We start from the raw sequence: 20,763 nt of genomic DNA, 5'->3' as shown, positions 1-20,763 counted from the left end.
GCAGGAAATCAAAATAACACTTTATAAATTGCTAAAATGCGAACTCGCCAACAAATACATAAACTAACACGCTTATCCTTACCCATTTGTTAAGCAGATCATGTTTTAGACACTGCTGTTGGAGCGCAAATGAAACAGTTTATGCAGCAACCAAAACAAACAGATAAAATAAAGGCTAGATCGCGCACTATCGAATAATTGGTTAGGAATAAAATAGAATCTGGCTACTCTTACTCTTAGTCTTAGTCTTAGTCTTAGTGCAGCATTTAGGGAAATAATAGCGATTAAGCTGCAACCAATTTAAATGAAATCATAAATAATGTTGGCTGATTAGGATAGACCTTCTGAATAAGCAGCTTTAACTCTGCTAATGGCAAGCTTTCTTGGGCGGCATGAAACTCATTAATGTCAGCAAAGGCTAATGGCTCAACCGCCAAAATCATAATGTCACACACTTTAATATGGGTTTCGAGGGTGAACACCTCAACTTGACTACCAGGTTGGTAATGGCTCTCGCTTATATCGCGGATAGTAATGGTTTTTAGTCCAGATGCGACTAACGGCGTTAAAAATTCAAAAAAGGTAATTTGCGTTGGTGCAGCTGACATAAGGAAACCTTAACAGAAAACATAAGATGGGTTTATAGCACCTTATCGATATAAAATATTATAACCTAGCGCACTCGCCCGGGCTTTGATCAAAGTAGCGTTTAAACTCACGACTAAACTGGGCAGTACTTTCATAACCCACTTGTGTCGATACCTCTTTGACCTTGAGTTTTTGCAGTTGCAGTAATGCTTTGGCCTTATTCAGGCGAATTTTCTTCAAGTATTGTATCGGTGAAGATGCGGTGACTTCTTTAAAGCAACGATGAAATGCAGACGGGCTCATATTAACTAGGCTGGCTAATGTGTCGACTTCGACCGACTCACCATAATGCTTATGAATATAACTGAGGGCTTTTTCAACCCTAGATAAACGTGTGTGGCTTAAAGATAACGCATACAATGGCGCTGCGTTAGGTGAGTCTAACAAACGATATAACAGCTCAAGCACTAACGCCTCACCCATCACTTTAGCCTCAAGCGGTGATTGCAATGCGTGCAATAGTCTAATCACGCTACAATCCATGTCTTCTGTGTTGTCTGCAACAAAAAAACCACTCTGACGCGATTCATTTAAATCTTTGGGAATTTGATTATGCTCGTCCATCAGCCGAATAATATAATTAAGCTGTACTAAGTCGATATCAACCATCAACACTAATACCGGTTCTTCAATACTGGCGAAGGTTTCACACTCTACCGGCAATGGTACCGTCATCACTAATGAACGCTGGCGATCGTAATCGAAGCTTTGATTGTCTAAGTAAACCCGCTTTTTACCTTGGCCAACAATGAGTACACCTTGCGAGTAGCACATTGGTCCACGCGCACCATACTGCGAGCTACGAAATACATTAACACCCGCTAAATGAGTATGATTAACGCCCTCTTTAGGCGCAAGCGGCGCCATTAATCTTGCTATCTCACTCATACCCTTTCCCTCAGAATAAATTATGGTATTGATACTAGCAAAAAAGCAGAAAAAGGTATTTAATTTATCTAAAAAACATCATATTTATATAATAAAGATAGGAATAGGCATGAACACGATAGTTCTGTGTATGTTTATTTTGACTCAAAGGGCTATCATAGCCAGATGATTTATCGTTGCTGTTGTGTATAAAAAACCTATATACACAAGAAGCCAACTCTTTGTTTCAGCGCAAAACCAAAAGGCGTCTATTATGCTTAATTTTGATTATCGTAACCCTACACATGTTGTTTTCGGTAAAGACCGTATCGCAGAGTTAGATCAGCTTGTTCCAGCCAATGCAAGAGTATTAATCACTTATGGCGGTGGCAGCGTTCAGCGTTTTGGCACATTAGATAAAGTTAAAGCTGCATTAGGTGACCGCGTAGTATTTGAGTTCGGCGGCATTGAAGCGAACCCTAAGTACGACACACTCATTAAAGCGGTTGAAGTTGCTCGTAAAGAAAACATCGACTTCTTACTCGCTGTTGGTGGTGGCTCAGTGATGGACGGTACTAAGTTTATCGCTTTAGCGACTCAGTTTGATGGCGACACGGCAAGCTTATTACATCACGGCTTTACACCGGTACCCGTGGCTAACGACAAGGTTATTCCACTGGGAGTTATTGCAACGCTTCCTGCGACGGGTTCTGAAATGAACGCCTTTGCAGTAGTCAGCTATAAAGGTGGTAAATTCCCAGTAAATCATCCATGCGTTTACCCAACGTTTGCCATGCTTGATCCAGAATTGACTTTTAGCTTACCAAAAATCCAAGTGGCAAATGGTGTAGTCGATGCATTTGTACACGTACTTGAGCAATATGCGACCTATCCTGTTGATGCCCGTGTACAAGACCGCATGGCTGAAGGTATTTTACGTACCCTAATCGAAGTTGGTCCTATTACGGTTGAAGAACCAACCAATTATGATGCTCGTGCTAACTTAATGTGGAGTGCAACATCGGCCTTAAACGGCATGATCGGCACTGGCGTTCCTTTAGATTGGTCGACGCACATGATTGGCCATGAGTTAACTGCATTATTCCATATTGACCATGCGCAAACCTTAGCCGTTGTGTTGCCATCATTATGGCGCGTATTAAAAGAGCAAAAGCACGCTAAATTAGTGCAATACGCTGCACGCGTTTGGGATATTACTGAAGGTGATGAAGGCAGCCGTGTAGATCAAGCGATTGATAAAACAGAGGCGTTCTTCAAGCAAGTAGGGTTACCGACACGCTTGCGCGATCATGGTGTCACTCAAGATCAGCTTGGCCTAGTGATAGATGCTTTAGAAGCACACGGTATGACGGCATTATCTGAAAGCGGCAAAGTAGATTTAGCTACCAGTCGCAAGATTTTAGACATGGCGTGGTAATAGTACTGATAACCCAAACGATAAACTCATTGATCGTTTGGGCTTGAGTTACCACTGATACAAAAAAGGGCTTAACAATGACTATCATTGTTAAGCCCTTTTTATTACCTCGAAACGGACGACGAATGCGCACAATAAGTTGCTAATCAATACCGTTACTTAACAGACTAGGGCTCAATAGCTCAGTGCCTACTTATTAGTTAACGCGCTAATGCGGAGTCACATTTGAGAATAAATTCATCACAACGACACCGACTAAAATGAACGCCATCCCCACCAGTGCACCTAAATCTAATTTTTGCCCATACATCACCCAAGCAATAAGTGTAATTAATACGATACCCAGTCCAGCCCAAGTAGCGTAAGCAACACCAACAGGAATACTTTTTAGTGCGAGAGATAAAAAATAAAAAGATAATACGTAGCCGACAACAACTACGATTGAAGGCGCTAATTTTGAAAATCCATCACTGGCTTTTAGCGCTGAAGTGGCTACCACTTCAGTTAAAATGGCTACACTTAAAAATATCCAACTTTTCATGTTTTACATTCTATAAAGACAAAACAGCCGGGAAGTATAAAGCCTAAATAATAAAAAAACAGTCTAGTCTTTTATCTCCTCTTCTGTGCCACAGTAGATTTAACAACCACATAATACGTGGCTAACATCGCCATTTATTAAGCGATAACATTACGGTTCTAAGCAGAAAAACATTAAGCTGCTATCTTGATCATTGTGCCTGTGACCTATCGGCGATAAAAACGATGAGCGACAAGATGTGAAAAATATGGCTGGCGACACCTAGAATCCATAGCTGGAATCAATGAGCGAAAAATTATAATTCAGCGATAAAGTTAACCCTAAACACACAGCCAGCATAAGCTAGCCATTGTGGCTCGTAGCAACTTTAACGACAAGCCAAAGCATAAATATCAATGTATTAAGCAAACAAAAACTATCAACAAAGCTACACGCCCATCTCAATGGCTTTTTTAGGCGTAAAACTACTGCCGATAGAAGCGATAATCACTAAACCGATTGCGGCCCACTGGAGCAAGGTCAATTGCTCACTTAAAATAATAAAACCCGCCAATGCGGCAATTGCAGGCTCTAAACTCATCAACACACTAAAAGCTTGTGTCGGCATATTTCTCAAGGCCACCATTTCCAAAGAATAAGGCAAAGCGCTGGATAACACCCCGACTAATAATCCAAGCGGTAACACTTCCCAGCTCAGTAATGCCATGCCTTGGCTAACTGCACCAATAGGTACCAGAACGACTGCAGCAACAGTCATGCCTAAGGCAACGGTAATGCCACCTGATGCTTGCTTGCCTGTGCGAGTTCCAAACAAAATGTAACCAGCCCAACATGCTCCGGCGCCTAATGCCATTAATGCACCAGTAAGATCAAGCCCTTGTGCGCTAGATAAATCAGGCATTAACAGCAAAATCCCCGCAATGGCACAAGCAACCCAAAATAGATCGCTTTTACGCTTAGAGCCAAATAAAGCGACCGCTAAAGGGCCGGTGAACTCCAGCGCAACAGCTATCCCCAGAGGAATGCGATCAATAGCTAAGTAAAACAGGATATTCATCCCACCTAAACATAGGCCATAAATAATAATGCTCTGCCAATCTCGGCCTTGTGGTAATGCTCGCCATGGGCGAAAAACCAACCAAAGTACGGTAGCAGCAAAGCCTAAACGCAAAGCGGTGGTGCCTTCTGGCCCAACCAAAGGGAAAAGTTGCTTGGCTAAAGAAGCGCCGGATTGAATGGTCACCATAGCCAGTAAAACACTACCGACAGCGGTCAGAAGTACACGATTGATTTGCATTTAGAGGATATCCAAAAATAAAAAACGAAGTGCTGGGTCGGCATTCTACCTGAGACAGATAAAACCCTGCAGCAATAATTACCGTCTGTCACACAAGTTATATCATTCAGATACCGAAAAGATAACAACAGAGGTTAATGATATGTGAGGCCGTCGACCGGCTAAGCAAAAATCCACAGAGTTAATTATCTACTCGACATAAAGACTGGCACAACGATGGTTAAATGTAGATAAGTTAACTGAGCATCATCCTTTTTTGTTGACTCCCTTTGTCGTCTGGAGATTGTCCAATGTTACCTAAAGATAGTATTGATTATGCGGTTAACATTAACCCCAGCATACCAAGGCAAAACCCTAATACCGCTCCCATTGGCGGTGCCCAACGTTGTTCTAGTTTTACCTGAGGAGCTAAATCTTGAAATATTGAATAGAGAATACCGCCAGAGGCAAACAGCATGACTGCGGCAATCACTTTTGGCGACTCTGAAAGCCATAAATAGCCAGACATGGCTGCTATGGGGCCCAGCAATGCCATAAAACAAAACATAAGAATAATTTTATGGGGCCGAAAAGCAGAAGAGCCATTTAACTCACGATAAGCACTAAATCCTTCTGGCACATTTTGGAGCGCGATTAACGCTGCAAGTAAAAATGCATTACTGCTGCCCGTTGCAAATGCGGCTCCCAGAGCAATGGACTCAGGAATAAAGTCAGCCAGCATTGCAGCAAGCTGGCTAGCAGGCGTCGCTATTTTTTGCAGGTAAATATCAAGGGCCATAAAGCTCAGCCCACCGACCATAAACCAGATACAAGCAGATAATGGCTTAAGATGCGCTATACCCTCTGGTACTAAAACCAAAGCAACGGCAGACAATAGTGCCCCACCGCCAAAAGCCATGACACTGTGCCTAAACTCCTGCTCAAGCCACTCACTGCTGACGTTCTCAAAACGGGCAATTAAGGCCCCGAATGGCATAGCCAAACCAGCAAGCAATGTGGTTGCTAAAACCGTTAGCAGCAAAGACATGATTAAATCCTTAAAAGAGTATTACGCTGCTGTAACCTGCATAACAGGACTAAGCTATGTGAGACGATATGGGTCATCCAACATCGTCATCATTTAAGACAGGTGCTGACTCATTATAAATCAAGCGCCTGATGAAATGGCTCCAATAAATCATATAAAAACAACCATGTCAGCCATGTTGAGAATAAACAACATTACCTGTTTCAATATGAAATTTACATTTCTTCTCTAACTTGGCCATAAGCTAACATGGCGAACAGCCCTGTACCGCCAATAATATTGCCCAGTAACATGGGACCGATATGGTGTGATAGCGCAGTGAACATATTCATCTCCCCATTGACAACAAGGCTAAATATTTCATTGGAGCCAGCAATAACATGAGTAAAGCCTCCAGCTGCAATTAACCATGTAAACATAATAATAACCAGCACTTCAGACCCTTTTGCCGAGGGCAACATCCACACCAGTACGGCTATAAAAAAGCCCGCCGGAATGCCGCGCATCAGTGTCTCTGCCGGCGTTAACTCGGCGACATGGCGTGATATCTGGAGAACCGCGCTAAGGATCTCTTCTGTTAAAACGCTACCGTGAACGAAAATAGCCGCGGTAAACAAAGTGCCAACGAAATTAGCGGCCAATACCACAGCCCACAAGCGAGCAGTGCACACCAGACGACGCTGTGTTGTGCTGGCTAGCAGCGGCAGTACGACTGTGATGGTGTTTTCAGTAAACAGCTGCAGTCTTGCTAAAATGACGAGTACAAAACCAAAAGTGTATCCAAGGCTTTCAATAAGCGACAAATAAGGGTGATCGGAGCCTAGATTACTTCGGATGATACCTTCAGCCAACACCGATGATGAAATACCGATACCAGCCGCAATACCAGACCACCACAAAGAGAGTAGCGGCCGCTGCAGCTCCTCCTGACCTTCACGCAGAATAATAGAATAGACGGTGAGTGATGAAAGACTGCCATGCTCATCCACAGCTTCACGCTCTGAGCCTGTCAACGCTATCTCTACTTTTGTTGACTGCTTCTGCCGCTCTTCACGTTTAACAGCCTTGTTGTTTGGCTGTAGATCGTCGGTTGTTGACGACTTAGTATTATCGACCTGTTCAGGTACAGGTTGTGTCATATTGCTATCCTTCTCTGACTAAAATCCAGCTTGATGTTATAGCTAAGTGCATAAATAATAGATGCTTTATGTCATCTATTCAACAAACACAGCGAGCAGTATAATGGTCTGGCTAGGGTATTACTGGTCGATAATGTACCTGCGAGCTTATGTTTACAGAACCGCTATTGAATATAAGATATAAATTAAGCCAGTCCAAACCGAACGGTTTGCATCACTGATAGCAAACGAGTAATTGATTTAGTACACAAAGCGCATTGACGTATCAGCGTAATAAAACTGGCGTATGAAATACGCTTATTATCAAAATGAATTGCGCATGTGAAGTTATCTATTGCCTTTTTGAGCTAACGATTCATAAGCGATTTTTACACTTTCATGTCCGTATACTCGCTCTAACTTTCGTACAATAAAATGCCCTCTGGCCATGTCTTGAAAATGATCAATAAACAAAGTATTGATGACAACGCCACCAGCTGCGCCGATAGCGGGTACAGCTTGAGCTGCAGCTTTTTGCGTCACTTGAACGCCAAACTTTTCAGCGATTTTAGTAATTAACTTAACTAGAATAGGCGCGGCCTCATCGGTAAGCCCTTTTTTAAGCATAAATTCAGTGGCTTCAGACACAGATTTAGCTAGCGTAGCGCGTATGGCAAAGTATCCTGATTCACTACTATCATCCAAATCACTTGCGCCTCCTAATGCAAAGACCTCTAAACAAGCCATCTTGGTTTCCAGCGTAGTAATCAACTCGCCTTCACTTCGAGCAATATCAGCGATAGAGCGCAACATTATTGCTGTCGAAATAGGAAGCTCAACGGCGATTGCAGCTAAGCCAAAAAAACCACCCATACCACCACTCACCGCAACGCCTAATTTATGCCAAACATTAGACGACTGTTCTCCGGGAATATCTTTCATTGTAAATATCGCCGCATCAGACGCTTTAAGTAGCGATTTTTCTGTGACTTTGGCAATATTTTTATTCCAGTTTTCAGGTAGTAATGCTAAACCTTTTTCAATAGGAGTACCTATAAAGCTGGTTATTTTTACCGCTAGACCAGGGTTTTCTAATAGCGATTTAGCAACCAAAAGCTCTTTTTTGTGTGATTCTGAAATATTCACGTAAATTCCTTAGTAGTGAGACAAGGCACCTGAGCAGTTCTATAATAAACCTAAATCACTGAAACTAATTTGACGTAAAATAGCGTCGGTTGCAAATCAACTTAAAGCTCTTATTCAACAATAAGCCTACAGTTTCCTATTACCAAATCCAATATCATCGCTTGCGACAATCATTATCTGTCAGGTTTTCCAGATAAGTGCTGCCGCAAAATTTATTCATTAGTGCAATAAAATAGAGCGATATAAAATATGCAGATAGGCTTAATCTCAAGCTGAACTGGGATTGTTGATTTGGAGTTTCGGGTGGTCAATCCATAGGTAACTTAGGATGACTCTTCGACTGGGGGTAAATAATCACGACCGTCTTTAGCTAAATTACTCACACCAACTGTGAGGTCATTTAGTGCACTACCATAGTTATCACGACAGTGAATACAAGGACTCATTGTATTCACAAAGCGGCCTTTTTTAGTATATTTTCTCAAATAGGCATGAGAAATAGTTACATTACTTCGATGTAGCACAATCGCATCACCCAATTTTTGCCTCAAATCACTTACAGCTGCATCTTCAGCGCACATGCTGTCATTAGCACGGCCCCAACCGATAACTTCCTTGTCGGGATCGCGATGTAAATATTTAGCCGCAACCCAAGGCCCACCATGGTAACCGGTCAGCCTACCATCAGGATAGTTAGAGGGTCTATTGGCCAACTCATAGGCCATAAGTTCAAGTTTATCGATTGGCGCCCTATCGCAAAGCGTGTCATGAAAAGCCGGACGAGTAGTGGTGACAAAATAATTATGATTGTGGCTTATTTTTAAATCTTGGCAATGATGTGAATCTTCAACTTTATTGATCTTGTCTATCTCAGCGACAGCATCACTACAAGCAACTATTTTATCACCGATGCTCAGCTCTTCAGCCTTTACCCATACCTCAGTTAGAAGGTAAAAATGATGATCTTCTACAACCAGCATCGAGGTTTTTAGGTCACCAATAGAATAGTTAATCTCTAGCATAACGGCAGTAATATTTCCAAATAGTGGTTAAATCGGCATAAATGAGTATTCTTAACGACTTAGGGAATACTCACTGAACCATTTGTCATTGGTTATTATGGTTTAAGGTACTTTTGACAGATAGATGATGCATCCAAACTTGAATTAAACAAAAAGTCTTTCCCCATAATCGAAGTCATTTGTGATTCGACTACCAGCGGGTTACTAATTTTAAATAATTTGCGTTTGTTAAGCTGACTTCGCATTAAGTACTCGCAATGCCATTGATAGAAAAGTTTATCAAACTTGCCATTTTCAATCATTCTCAGTAAACCAACCTTGATTCTATTCGCTAACCTAGGCTTTGTAGGTGATACATAATAATAAGTCGCCAGAGGGATATTAAGCACAATATGTTCATCTACGATTAATTCAGGATAACGCTTTTGAAATAACTCAACCTCTTGATAAGCCTCATTCACTCCACGCCCAAATGTGATAAAACGTCCTTTTGAAAGCATATTGAATAAACTATCGTACTGCGCGCTCTCCACCACATCGAATCCTGCTTGTTTCATAGCAACCCTGGTAGACCACTGACTACCTGAACCGGTTCGCAGCCTCATCAATTGCTCTAGTGAATCAATATTGGCCAACAAGTTTTTATTTTCATTTTTAATAATAAAAACTCTAAACCCTTGAATGCCTTTGCGGATGGGGATAGGGATAGGAATGAGCTTTGTATTCCACTCTTCATTTGATGCTTCGGCCATAACATTAATCGTTTGGCCATCCTGTAATGATTTAAATATCCGATTTCGACTCATCACCAGATTAGTCACCTCAATAGAAGCATCCCCAAAATCGGCATTGGTCTCTTGAATAATTAAATCTAACAGCTCATAAGTATATTGATAGCGTCGATCACTTTCTGAGACTGAGTGATTTATAACGAACTTATCCGCTGCACAAGCATAAGGGAGATAAACTAGGTTACATAGACTTAGAAAAAGTAAATACACACACAAACGCAGTAAATTAAAATCCATATTAACTCTCTCGTTTTTAAAGCCAGTCCTATTTATTTCATGCAAATACTACGGTTAGACAATAGTGAATGTTAGCTTAATTACTCAACAATAGCAGGTGTAACGAAAACTTTTTAATTTTATGACGTTATGGGCGTTAAAGTTTGCAGCGTCTTCCAGGCGGCATGGTATTTCGCCATCCGCTCAAGATCTTTTGCATCAATAACCTTTAAACGTAAAATATTGATATTATCCTCAATATCAGCGATTTTAACTTTGACCGCCAATGGATTAGCGGTAACGCGATTGATAAATTGATGGTAACTTTCATCACCGCTCTTAGATAACAATTGCACTGCGTTTACTACATCTAATGGGATACCTTCTTCCAGGAGATACTCAGCAGTATAATCAGAATCTTCTATAACATCGTGAAGCAAGGCAACAGCCATTTCGTATTCAGTATCCATTTTGGCCATGACCCTAAGTGGATGAAGAATATATGCTTTCCCTGCCTTATCTTGTTTCCCCGAATAAGCTTGTAAAGCGATTGCTAATGATTTCTCGATGATGTTCATAATTTCTCTTTAGGGTTAATCATTTATCCTTAGAAGCACCAGATAATATCTGTTTAACTTTGGTAGCAAATCAATAGTAAATAACGTTGTTTATTTGATAATATTAACGTTGCACAACCAGCCACTAATGCCGTACGACCGTCACTTTAAATAATAGTCCAAGCCATTACTTAGTGGTTATATTTCGATGGTTCAAATCGATAATGCCTAGCCATGTCATAATCAAAAATCAATTTTAGGCGCAAAACCAATATAATGAACAATCATAGGATTACCGGTTGTAGCGTCAACCAGAGCGATAACCATATCAATATGGGGTAAATTCTCTGGCAATATCCAAGTAACAACATCACTAACAGCATAAGCTGAGTCATGAGTCCTAATGGTTAACGATTTACCATGCCTTTTAAAGAACGTCTGCAAATGAGCAGCACGTCGCTGGTGTATATTTCTATCTGTAGAATTCAGACCCCAAAGTCTTTGAGAAGGATAAAGAGAAAAGTGTACGCCTATCTTGGTGCACTAGTTGTTGCAAATCAGTACCAATTCCTTGGTAGACTCGAATAATCATATTTGTGCATACACAGATATTTTAGCTACATCACCATTGAGATAATGGTATTGAGATATAAGAACCGTCATACAAAATCTGCTGGGGTGTTCTATTAAGCAAACTCGAGACAATATCGTGATGAAAGTCTACTGCATGAATTACTGGACTAAAAAATAACACGCAAAACAGTACTGACTGTCCCACTAACCATCCTTAGAATATAACATTCACCTGCTAAACCCTGAAAACCTATGCTACTAAGCCAGACCAAACATATTTACACTCACGTATACAGCAAGCTTTGTACCCGCTAACGGATCACTTCGATTTTAACGTCAAGAAGACCTGTAGATACATTGCCTATACTGCTAAAAGCCGACTTAGAAAGATCAATGATGCGTCCTTTAACAAACGGACCACGATCATTGATTTTGACGGTAACACTTTTACCATTATTAATATTGGTGACTTTTACATTTGAACCGAATGGTAAATCTTTATGGGCTGCTGTTTTTTGATTGTGGCGATAGAGATCCCCGCTAGCCGTTTTCTTATTTTGGTATCTATCTGCATAATGTGAGGCTTGGCCAGACTCAGTAAAACCGATCCAATTGCCACCAACATCAGCTGGCATCGAAGAACAGCCTGCCAACATAATGGAAAACATTAAAAACTGAAATTTTCGTGAAATAGCGACCATGGTTTGTCTTTTTAGTGTGTTCACATAACGAGCCGGCTAAATTACTCGTTTTCTTGTAATTTAATAATGTCAGAAACACTAACTGACTTTGAATAATGATTCAAATGAAACCGTTATTTTGATTACCGTATGTTGATCTCTCAAGGTTGTTTTGGCAAAGAATCGTTGGCCCATAACAATAACAATAGTGATAAAACTGAGACTTTTGGGTGGCGTTATGCCGTTAAAAAGCCGATAACGCAGTTAAAATGGTCAATAAAAAACACCTTGTCAGTGACCTAACAAGGTGTTTTATATCTGCAATCAACTAGTGTACTAACACCAGAGTGCCAGGGTTACTCTTTGTATTTTAAAGTACCATCGGCTTTGATTTCGTCATACCACACATTATGATGTTGTGAAGCCCAGTTTTCGTCACAATAGCCCGATAACATGCACTCCATCCCGCCCTCACTGAGTACGGTTCCCATCCAAATATGCACTATAGTAAATGCGATTAAGATCGTCGCACTAAGACCATGTATCAACAAAGCGAGCATCGACAGTTCACGCGGCAAATCCAGTGTCGGAAACACTAACATAATACCGCTTAAACTGATGCTTAGACCAAAAATAGCTAAGGTCCAAAACCACATTTTTTCACCCGCATTGGCAAAACCACTGTCTGGGTGTTTGCCTTTAAACGGACCAAAGTTAATGTAGCCGCCAACCACTAAAAACCATTTCAAATCATACATCTTGAAAAATTGTAGTGGCATCCATTTGATGATACATGCTAGCCAAGACACCATAAAAATGGGGCTAGACCAATCATGGGCAAATTTACTGAAGGCTATAACCCCTGCCCATATACCGTCTCCGACATATGGGGCTAAGAGATGTCGCCCAAGCATAATAATCACACCTGTTAGCATCATGGTTAGGCAAGATACTGCCATAATCCAATGTAACCAACGATCGGCTGTGCTCCAACGAAGTACCATTTTTCCTGAAAAGCCCTTACTTAATCTTGATGGACCATTGACTAAGTAAAACACTAAAAAGGCCCCAAAAACCCCCACTATGGCTAAGCCAAGTGCTGGTTTTAGGTAAGTATTTCGCAATATTTTGCCTTCATTACCCGATACATTAATCAGAACATCAGCATCAAGGCCTTTGTCTGTACTGTATCCGGGTTCGCCAGCTTTTACTGCGCGCCAGAGATCTGCATCACTGGTTTTAGACTTTGCTTGTTGCTGACTTGATTGTTCATCGGCGGCATAAACCGTCGATGTAACCAACCCCAATCCCATACACAGAACCAACAGAGCAAACATCCTGCGCAGTGATTTGTTTAACGTTAAAGTTAACATTGTCACTCCTTATATGACTGCGAAAATTATCGCAGCCATTGCTCTGGGTTAAACCATTTCACCTGTTTTAGGATTGTAGCCCCAAATCACATTTGGATTACCGCGTGCAGCCATACGTTGACGATAAATATCAGACACTATGCCTGCATCACCGGCCAACAGAGCTTTGGTTGAACAAAGCTCAGCACACATTGGTAATTTGCCTTCAGCAATACGGTTTGAGCCATATTTGAGACGCTCGGCTTCTGAATGATCTTCTTCTGGGCCACCAGCACAGAAAGTACACTTATCCATTTTACCGCGACTACCAAATGCAGTCTTTTTAGGGAACTGCGGCGCGCCAAATGGGCAAGCATAAAAGCAATAGCCACAACCGATACAAGTATCTTTGTTGTGGAGCACAATGCCGTCTTCGGTACGGTAGAAACAGTCGGCCGGACAAACAGCCATACATGGTGCATCGGTACAATGCATACATGCTACTGAGATTGACGCTTCTCCTGGTTCACCATCATTAAGCGTTACCACGCGGCGACGCTGAATACCCCACTCTAAAGCAGAGTCGTTTTCGTTTTTACATGCTGTGACGCAACCGTTACACTCGATGCAGCGTTTGGTGTCACACAGAAATTTCATGACTGCCATAATGGCTTATCTCCTCATCAAGTGTTTAGGCTTTGCTTATCTGACACAAGCTAGACTTGGTCTCTTGCATTTGCGTTACGACATCATAACCATAGGTCATTACGGTATTGGCAGATTCACCAATCACATAAGGCACTGTGCCTTCTGGGTAGTTTTTGACCAAACTCTTGCCTTCAAATACACCAGCAAAATGGTATGGCATAAAACATTCACCCGCAATAACACGCGGTGTCACCATAGCCTTAACAGTAATTTTGGCACCTTCTGGGCTATGAACAAACACGTCATCACCATCACGTAAACCGCGATCAGCAGCATCTGCTGGGTTGATCTCGATAAACATTTCTTGCTGCAGTTCTGCAAGCCATGGGTTTGAACGGGTTTCTTCACCACCACCTTCGTACTCAACCAAACGACCAGTAGTTAATGCCATTGGGAAATCAGTAGCAAAATCCTTGTCTTGAATCGTTTTATAAAGTGTTGGTAGACGCGCTACCATCCGATCTTCATAGGTTGGGTATTTAGCCACTAAGTCACGACGAGGCGTGTATAACGGTTCGCGATGTAATGGAATATCATCAGGGAAGTTCCATACGATACAACGCGCTTTAGCGTTACCGTAAGGAATACAACCATGCTTGATTGCCACACGCTGAATACCGCCAGAGATATCAGTTTTCCAGTTTTTACCTTCAGCTTTAACTTTTTCGTCTGCTGTTAGGTCATCCCACCAGCCAAGCTGTTTTAGCATGTCGGCAGTAAACTCTGGGTAACCATCTTGAATTTCAGAACCTTTTGAGAAAGAACCTTCCGCAAGAATATTATTGCCGTTATGTTCAACACCATAACGTGCACGGAAGTTACCACCACCGTCTTTAACTTCACGTCCGGTGCGATACAAGATTTGAGTACCTGGATGTTTCTGCTCTGGTGTACCCCAACATGGCCAAGGTAAACCATAGGTTTCGCCTTTAGCTGGGCCGCCGGGTGCTTCCAGCGAGTTAACGTCAAAGGTGCCCCAATTTTCTTGGTGCATTTTCAAACGTTCAGGGCTTTGGCCTGTATAACCAATAGTCCACATACCTGTATTAAATTCACGGGTAATGTCTTCTATTAATGGCTCATCACCATTGACCTTGATGTGCTTACAGAATTGGTCCTCTACGCCCCATTTTTTAGCCAATTTATACATGATTGTATGATCAGGTAATGACTCAAATAATGGTTCAATAACTTGCGAACGCCACTGTAAAGAACGGTTAGAAGCCGAAACCGAACCATAGGTTTCAAACTGAGTTGCCGCAGGCAATAAATACACTCCATCTTGGCGCTCGTGCATTACTGCAGCCATAGTTGGAAATGGATCGACGACCACAATGGTATCCATTTTGTTTAGCGCTTCACGCACTTCACGACCACGGGTTTCAGTGTTAACTGACTGCCCCCAAAAGAACCCCAGACGAATATTGTCTTTTTGAGCAATCTTGGTTTTGTCTTCTAACACACCATCGTGCCAACGCGAACAAGGAATACCCGCTGATGTTTGAGGTGATTGACCTAAGTATTCACCTTGGTCAAAACGCTCGGTGATCCACTTAGGTTCCAGATCCCACACATTGGCCCAATGATCCCATGCACCAGAGGTTAAACCGTAATAACCTGGTAAGTTATCAAATAATAAACCAAAGTCAGTCGCACCCTGTACGTTATCGTGACCACGGAAAATGTTCGTTCCGCCGCCTTCGATACCCATGTTGCCAAGGGCAAGCTGTAAAATACAATATGCGCGAGTGTTAGCATTACCAATATGATGCTGAGTACCACCCATACACCACACGATAGTGCCTGGCTTAGTTTCTGCCATCATTTTCGCAACACGGTACATTTGAGCTTTTGGCACACCAGCAATATGTTCAACTTCTTCTGGAGTGTATTTTTTCACTTCTTCTTGAATACGTTCCATGCCGTATACACGTTGAGAAATGAACGAATCATCTTGCCAGCCATTTTCGAAAATGTGCCATAACAAACCATAAATAAATGGAATGTCGGTACCTGGACGAATATGGACATACTCATCAGACTTAGCTGCTGTTCGGGTAAAGCGTGGATCAACAACGATGATTTTGGCACCGCGTTCTTTACCAATCAAAATGTGTTGCATCGCCACAGGGTGAGCTTCACATGGGTTAGAACCAATAAACATCATGCATTTTGAATTGCGGATGTCGTTAAACGAGTTAGTTTGCGCACCGTAGCCCCAAGTGTTTGCAACACCGGCTACCGTGGTAGAGTGACAAATACGAGCTGAGTGATCGACGTTGTTAGTGCCCCACATCGCTGCTAATTTGCGATACATATAAGATTGTTCATTAGAAAATTTAGCACTACCCATAAAGTAAACAGAATCAGGACCAGACTCTTGACGAATCGACTCCATTTTGTCGCCCACTTCATTAATAGCTTGTTCCCATGATAGACGTTTCCACTTACCGCCTTCTAACTTCATCGGATACTTTAAGCGTTTTTCACCATGACCATGCTCGCGCAATGCAGCGCCTTTGGCACAATGACCTCCTTGGTTAAATGGATGGTCGAACGCAGGCTCTTGCCCTGTCCATACCCCATTTTGAACTTCAGCATAAACACCACAACCTACTGAACAATGAGAACAAATTGTCCGTTTTATCTCGGTTGGAGCATCATGTGGGACATCTTTAGCTTCTGCTTTACGCATCATACCTGCGCCAAGCATTGAAGCAGCTGCAATACCACCCGTCGCCAAACTGGCAGACTTGAGGAATTGACGTCGGTTAAGACCTAGGCCTGGCTTTTCAGCTTTGGTGGCCGTGTCTGTTTTGCGGGTTAATCGCATCACACACTCTCCTTTGTTATTTGCTTAACGATGCATAATAATTACGAATATGCTCTGTTTCGCGATAGTTAGTGCCCGTAGGCTCTTCTGCAGACGGTTTAGTGACTTGGGCAAGTGCAGGTGCACTAACACTAGCCACAGCACCTGCCGCTGTGCCGAGCGCTAATGCTTTTAGCATTTGGCGGCGACCCATGTCGGAAGCTTGCTTTTTCATATTGTCTCCTTGTTGATAAAAAGATGAGGCAAAATAAGCCATCACCCGGTTTAGTTAATTTGTACAACGTCTTGTTCAAGCGGTTCTAAGTCAGCACTACCTGGACAATTCACCGGAATATTTAAACTCAGTTGTTCAAATTCATTGGCCTCAGCGGTAAAAAACGCTTTAGCTAATTGCGCAACGCTTTGGTAAAAATGGGCACTAGGCGTGTTGGCTAAGTTGTCACAAAAACGCATAATCCAACTACCAATATGACGTTGATAAAACGCTAATTGGCGATAACCTGGTGCTTCTAAAATTAAGCAGCCCATGACTTCACATAATGCCGCAACATGATCTTCTGGCTCTTTAACGTTTTCTTCACGTTCAAAGCCAAGTTGCATCAGGTCGCCGCGCAATGCAGCTAAGGGTTTATCCATTAACGAGCCGGTCATAAACCAACTACCGTATGGCATAATTTCGCCACTGCCTACACCCAAGAAAATAGCAAAGTATTCATCTTCTAAGGTGTTGGTATCACTGTTTGCTGCAGCGAGTTTTAACGCATTCCATGCTTGACTCATGGCATTGCCATCCTCGGCCTCTACCTCTAAATCGGCTAAGAACGCTAATAATTCAGCACTAGGTTGGCGGCGTAACAACGCTGCCAGTAACTGATATATATCGGCTCTTAACTGATCATTCTCACTTACTTGTCTTCCTGCTTCGGTCATAAGAGATCTCTTATTGCAATTGCTTTTCTGGATCGTCAAGGATGTCTTCAAACATGTCTTTTACTCGGCAGTCGCCACACATTTTCAAACGCTCAATATTGGCGCTAAACGCACTATGGGCGCCGACCATTTCTACCATTTTGTGTATCATTGATTGAGTTGCAAATTCACTACCACATCGAATACATTCAAATGCAGGTTCTTCTTTTAATACTTGAACGTGTTGTCTTGCTGACTGATTAAAATTAATTTGTGGTATTAAGCTAATCACGTTTTCGGGACAAGCGGCTTCACATAACCCACATTGCACACAATCTTGCTCAACAAACTTCAGTGCCGGAGCATCACCGCCATCCTTCAAAGCTTGGGTTGGGCATGTTGATACACATGACAAACACAAGGTGCACTTGTCGCTGTTGATACTCACCATACCGTATGGAATATTCGCCATAACGAGCACATCATCAACGCCTGCGGCTTGGCTATTGAGGTGGTCAATCGCTTGAAATATGATGCTGCGTTTTACATTAGTATTAGGTTCTGCTGCCGTTAACATCATCGGCATAATCACAGGCCAAGTTAAGCTGACCGCGAGTGCATCATCTAGCTGACTTAGATCTGACGGAGTAATTAAGCGGATCCGTTGAGGCTGGCCCATTTGGTCGAGAATACGATTAGCTAATGCAGACTCACCTTTGAGCATTTGCAGTAATGTCGGTGCTGTTGCTGGTGTTTGTAAGATTAAAATTTCGCGGGCACCATTGGCTAATGCCGCTAACCAATGATCTATGCTCGCTACGGTTATTTCTTCCATTGCGACGGGTAACACATCACCGCTTAATTGCTCCGAAATCAATTCAGCTCCAGCTCCAGCTTCATTATCATGAAACAAGATAACAGGGGCGGTTTGGGCTTCTTCACGATAGCGGCTGATAAGCTTTTCAAGGTAAGTATGCAACGATGCTGGGGTCGGTAAATCATAGCTCAGTGCACCTGTTGGGCATGTATTGGTACAGCTGCCGGCTCCATGACAAAGGTAAGGATCAATTTCAATCTTATGCGCTATACTGCTAATTGCATCCGCAGGACAAAAATTTAAACAACGATTACAACCGTTTAGACCATGTTTGTCATGGGCACAAATATCACTATTAACCCGAACATAACGTGGTTTATCAAACTCTCCTATTAACTCTGGGATATTGGCAATAGCATCAGCGAGTAATGCAGAGTCTTGGCCAACATAAAAGTAACCTGGAGGAAGCATTTCTAGATTAATACAGGGACTGTGGCTTAAATCGAGCACGATATCAAAATGCGCTTGACGAATAGCAACCACGCTTAAATCTGTAATCCCAGTATCGCCTTCAACTTTGACCTGAAACTGGCCTAAAAAACCTTTAACACTGGTCAATTTATTGTAGTAACTTTCGACATCAGCCGCCGCATTCATCACGGCTTCAAGATGGACTTCATCTTGGCTAGTGATCGCTTCATTGGCTAAAATCACTCGACTTGCCATAGTAGACAATTTGTCCGCCGCTAAACGTGCCAGATCTTCAGGCCCAATAATGAGTACATGCCCCTGGGTAGTATAACTAACGGTAGGCGGTATTAAATTTTGCAAAATCTGCGTCTTCGCCATCACCTGTTGTCGTGCTTGTTTCAGCTGTGGCTGGTTTTTTCTGATACTCATTGCGTTCCCAATTCTCGGTTTTTATACCTCATTAACAGTGATAGCTCAGTCCACTGTTCACGCTTATTGTTGATCGTATAACTAGTTGTAAATCTTTACATAACGGCTTTCATCTAGGTCACATCATCAGTGACTGCTGTTATTACGCTTTCGCCTCATCACTGGCGACAGCTTGCTTTATCAGGTCATCATTGTGACAAAGCGATTGTTCTTGTGGCGATATCGCCGCGGTTTGTGGTTCATCCTCTGGCTTATCTGCATCCGTTGAAGCAATAGACTCCTCTTCGGAAATCACTCTGGTTTGCTCAGAAAGTTCGGTTTTTGCCAAATCGGTTGGGGCTAAATCCGTTGGGGCAAGTTCTGTTGCAGATAAATCAGTCGATACGGCCTCTGGATCTAATTCAAGTTCTGGCGGTTCTTTTTTAATGACATAACGAAACACTTTACTGGCTAACTCAGCGGATACATCGGCTGACAATAGCGGTTGATTGGTATAATCCAGCGCATATTCGATAAGCCCGTCAATGTGACCATATTGCGGCTGTTTCCATAAGGCTCTTAACGCTGCGGCTTTAGTGGTTGGATCAACACTTTTAGCCATAAAACGAGCAAAACTACCGCCGACTTCAATGGTACTGGGATCGGGTAACGGTTCAGACTCTGCCACCTCATCAGCATCTATCACGTTATTATCTTGGTCGACTTCCGCTGTTAGTATGTTGAAGTCATCAGGTTTTTCTCGCGCATGTTGCAATAATTCTTCTTGCTCAGCCTCTTCAGCAACCCGTTGACGTCTAATCTCCCAACGGTTAAGAAGACCTTTTGTGTTATCGCTCATTGGATTTTCCCGGAGTGATTTGCACTTGGACCTTCATTTTTACGACGATTAACATGCTTGCGTCGATGAGCACTGATCTCAACCTCGCCATGACGAGTGATAAATGCTTCTATCCAGCACGCAATTGCACTGGGCATAGGAATATTAAGCACGGGTGTATCAGATTCAAGGCAACCGGCACTGACATGTTGGTCGGCAGAGATCATTGCTGGCACCCAGGTACCGTCAATCAGTTCATCACAAACGATATAGAGCGTTGAATTATCCATATCGAGATTAATCCGATAACTACCTCGTTGATCTTTATATAATTCAAGTGGTATTAAGACAGAGTTTTCAGGCTGCGGTTGTGTTGCAGGAACCATTTGGTCAAGTTCCCAGCGAACCGATGCCCAGCGCCCTACTTGGATTGGCACCTTTTTGAGTGAAACATACATCGGCCAAATCGTGTCGGTGTGTTGCATGGTAATGCTTACCTCTGACAT

General features: G+C 42.4%; 20 protein-coding genes and 1 pseudogene. 1 reads left to right on the top strand and 20 read right to left on the bottom strand.

The genetic code is table 11. The features are described 5' to 3' along the window. Nucleotides 1–284: 284 nt before the first annotated feature. Both yqfB and H5164_RS17925 read right to left on the bottom strand, forming a co-directional pair. A complete protein-coding gene (gene yqfB / locus H5164_RS17930) occupies nt 285–608 on the bottom strand; it encodes a N(4)-acetylcytidine aminohydrolase (protein ID WP_182723749.1) in 324 nt (107 codons plus the stop codon). 58 nt (nt 609–666) lie between these two features. Continuing rightward, the gene (locus H5164_RS17925; RefSeq protein ID WP_182757236.1) at nt 667–1,536 is read right to left on the bottom strand and encodes an AraC family transcriptional regulator; all 870 of its coding nucleotides are present in this window, start codon (nt 1,534–1,536) and stop codon (nt 667–669) included. Between the two features lie 253 nt (nt 1,537–1,789). Here H5164_RS17925 and H5164_RS17920 point away from each other — a divergent pair, with 253 nt between their 5' ends. Continuing rightward, entirely contained in the window at nt 1,790–2,953 is a 1,164-nt protein-coding gene (locus tag H5164_RS17920; RefSeq protein WP_182698716.1) for an iron-containing alcohol dehydrogenase, read from the top strand. A 208-nt stretch (nt 2,954–3,161) separates the two neighbouring features. Here the strand turns inward: H5164_RS17920 and H5164_RS17915 are convergent, their stop codons facing one another. The 18 genes and pseudogenes from H5164_RS17915 to H5164_RS17830 all read right to left on the bottom strand — a co-directional run bounded on the left by H5164_RS17915 (nt 3,162) and on the right by H5164_RS17830 (nt 20,742). Then, entirely contained in the window at nt 3,162–3,494 is a 333-nt protein-coding gene (locus H5164_RS17915) for a multidrug efflux SMR transporter (RefSeq protein ID WP_124017758.1), read from the bottom strand. 427 nt (nt 3,495–3,921) lie between these two features. Beyond that, on the bottom strand, nt 3,922–4,791 hold the full coding sequence (locus H5164_RS17910; RefSeq protein ID WP_182723747.1) for a DMT family transporter: 870 nt from the start codon (nt 4,789–4,791) through the stop codon (nt 3,922–3,924). A 313-nt stretch (nt 4,792–5,104) separates the two neighbouring features. Beyond that, nucleotides 5,105–5,818 (bottom strand): ZIP family metal transporter, encoded by a 714-nt coding sequence (locus H5164_RS17905; RefSeq protein ID WP_182757235.1) that lies wholly within the window; start codon nt 5,816–5,818, stop codon nt 5,105–5,107. Between the two features lie 215 nt (nt 5,819–6,033). After that, nucleotides 6,034–6,957 carry a formate/nitrite transporter family protein gene (locus H5164_RS17900; RefSeq protein ID WP_182742583.1) on the bottom strand — a complete coding sequence of 308 codons (924 nt, stop codon included), beginning with the start codon at nt 6,955–6,957 and terminating at the stop codon, nt 6,034–6,036. A 327-nt stretch (nt 6,958–7,284) separates the two neighbouring features. Further along, entirely contained in the window at nt 7,285–8,082 is a 798-nt protein-coding gene (locus H5164_RS17895; RefSeq protein WP_182757234.1) for an EcsC family protein, read from the bottom strand. 323 nt (nt 8,083–8,405) lie between these two features. Next, nucleotides 8,406–9,104 carry a polymorphic toxin-type HINT domain-containing protein gene (locus H5164_RS17890; RefSeq protein WP_182757233.1) on the bottom strand — a complete coding sequence of 233 codons (699 nt, stop codon included), beginning with the start codon at nt 9,102–9,104 and terminating at the stop codon, nt 8,406–8,408. Between the two features lie 95 nt (nt 9,105–9,199). Beyond that, the gene (locus H5164_RS17885; protein ID WP_182723746.1) at nt 9,200–10,132 is read right to left on the bottom strand and encodes a hypothetical protein; all 933 of its coding nucleotides are present in this window, start codon (nt 10,130–10,132) and stop codon (nt 9,200–9,202) included. A gap of 119 nt (nt 10,133–10,251) precedes the next feature. Next, nucleotides 10,252–10,689 carry a GTP pyrophosphokinase gene (locus H5164_RS17880; protein WP_182742113.1) on the bottom strand — a complete coding sequence of 146 codons (438 nt, stop codon included), beginning with the start codon at nt 10,687–10,689 and terminating at the stop codon, nt 10,252–10,254. A 222-nt stretch (nt 10,690–10,911) separates the two neighbouring features. Beyond that, a pseudogene (locus H5164_RS17875) lies at nt 10,912–11,260 on the bottom strand (DUF1287 domain-containing protein). 292 nt (nt 11,261–11,552) lie between these two features. Beyond that, nucleotides 11,553–11,942: a septal ring lytic transglycosylase RlpA family protein gene (locus H5164_RS17870; protein WP_182757256.1), complete on the bottom strand. Its 390-nt coding sequence runs from the start codon at nt 11,940–11,942 to the stop codon at nt 11,553–11,555. Between the two features lie 335 nt (nt 11,943–12,277). Further along, entirely contained in the window at nt 12,278–13,294 is a 1,017-nt protein-coding gene (locus tag H5164_RS17865; protein WP_124017766.1) for a formate dehydrogenase subunit gamma, read from the bottom strand. 48 nt (nt 13,295–13,342) lie between these two features. Continuing rightward, nucleotides 13,343–13,939 (bottom strand): formate dehydrogenase FDH3 subunit beta, encoded by a 597-nt coding sequence (gene fdh3B / locus H5164_RS17860; RefSeq protein ID WP_124017767.1) that lies wholly within the window; start codon nt 13,937–13,939, stop codon nt 13,343–13,345. Between the two features lie 25 nt (nt 13,940–13,964). Next, entirely contained in the window at nt 13,965–16,814 is a 2,850-nt protein-coding gene (locus tag H5164_RS17855) for a formate dehydrogenase subunit alpha (protein WP_124017791.1), read from the bottom strand. Between the two features lie 16 nt (nt 16,815–16,830). Next, entirely contained in the window at nt 16,831–17,028 is a 198-nt protein-coding gene (locus tag H5164_RS17850) for a formate dehydrogenase (protein ID WP_124017768.1), read from the bottom strand. A 50-nt stretch (nt 17,029–17,078) separates the two neighbouring features. After that, on the bottom strand, nt 17,079–17,744 hold the full coding sequence (locus tag H5164_RS17845) for a molecular chaperone (protein ID WP_182757232.1): 666 nt from the start codon (nt 17,742–17,744) through the stop codon (nt 17,079–17,081). Nucleotides 17,745–17,754: 10 nt separating this feature from the next. Further along, on the bottom strand, nt 17,755–19,440 hold the full coding sequence (locus H5164_RS17840; protein WP_182757231.1) for a 4Fe-4S binding protein: 1,686 nt from the start codon (nt 19,438–19,440) through the stop codon (nt 17,755–17,757). A 142-nt stretch (nt 19,441–19,582) separates the two neighbouring features. Beyond that, nucleotides 19,583–20,278, bottom strand: a complete 696-nt coding sequence (locus tag H5164_RS17835; RefSeq protein ID WP_182757230.1) for a DUF3306 domain-containing protein — start codon at nt 20,276–20,278, stop codon at nt 19,583–19,585. Continuing rightward, on the bottom strand, nt 20,275–20,742 hold the full coding sequence (locus tag H5164_RS17830) for a DUF3305 domain-containing protein (RefSeq protein WP_124017772.1): 468 nt from the start codon (nt 20,740–20,742) through the stop codon (nt 20,275–20,277). The genes H5164_RS17835 and H5164_RS17830 overlap by 4 nt, the downstream gene beginning before the upstream one ends. Between the last annotated feature and the right edge of the window lie 21 nt (nt 20,743–20,763).

It is taken from the genome of Shewanella sp. SG41-3, assembly GCF_014164545.1.
Lineage (GTDB): Bacteria > Pseudomonadota > Gammaproteobacteria > Enterobacterales > Shewanellaceae > Shewanella > Shewanella vesiculosa.
The sequence above is the reverse complement of the archived record's forward strand: the minus strand, read 5'-3'. Positions and strand labels throughout refer to the sequence as shown.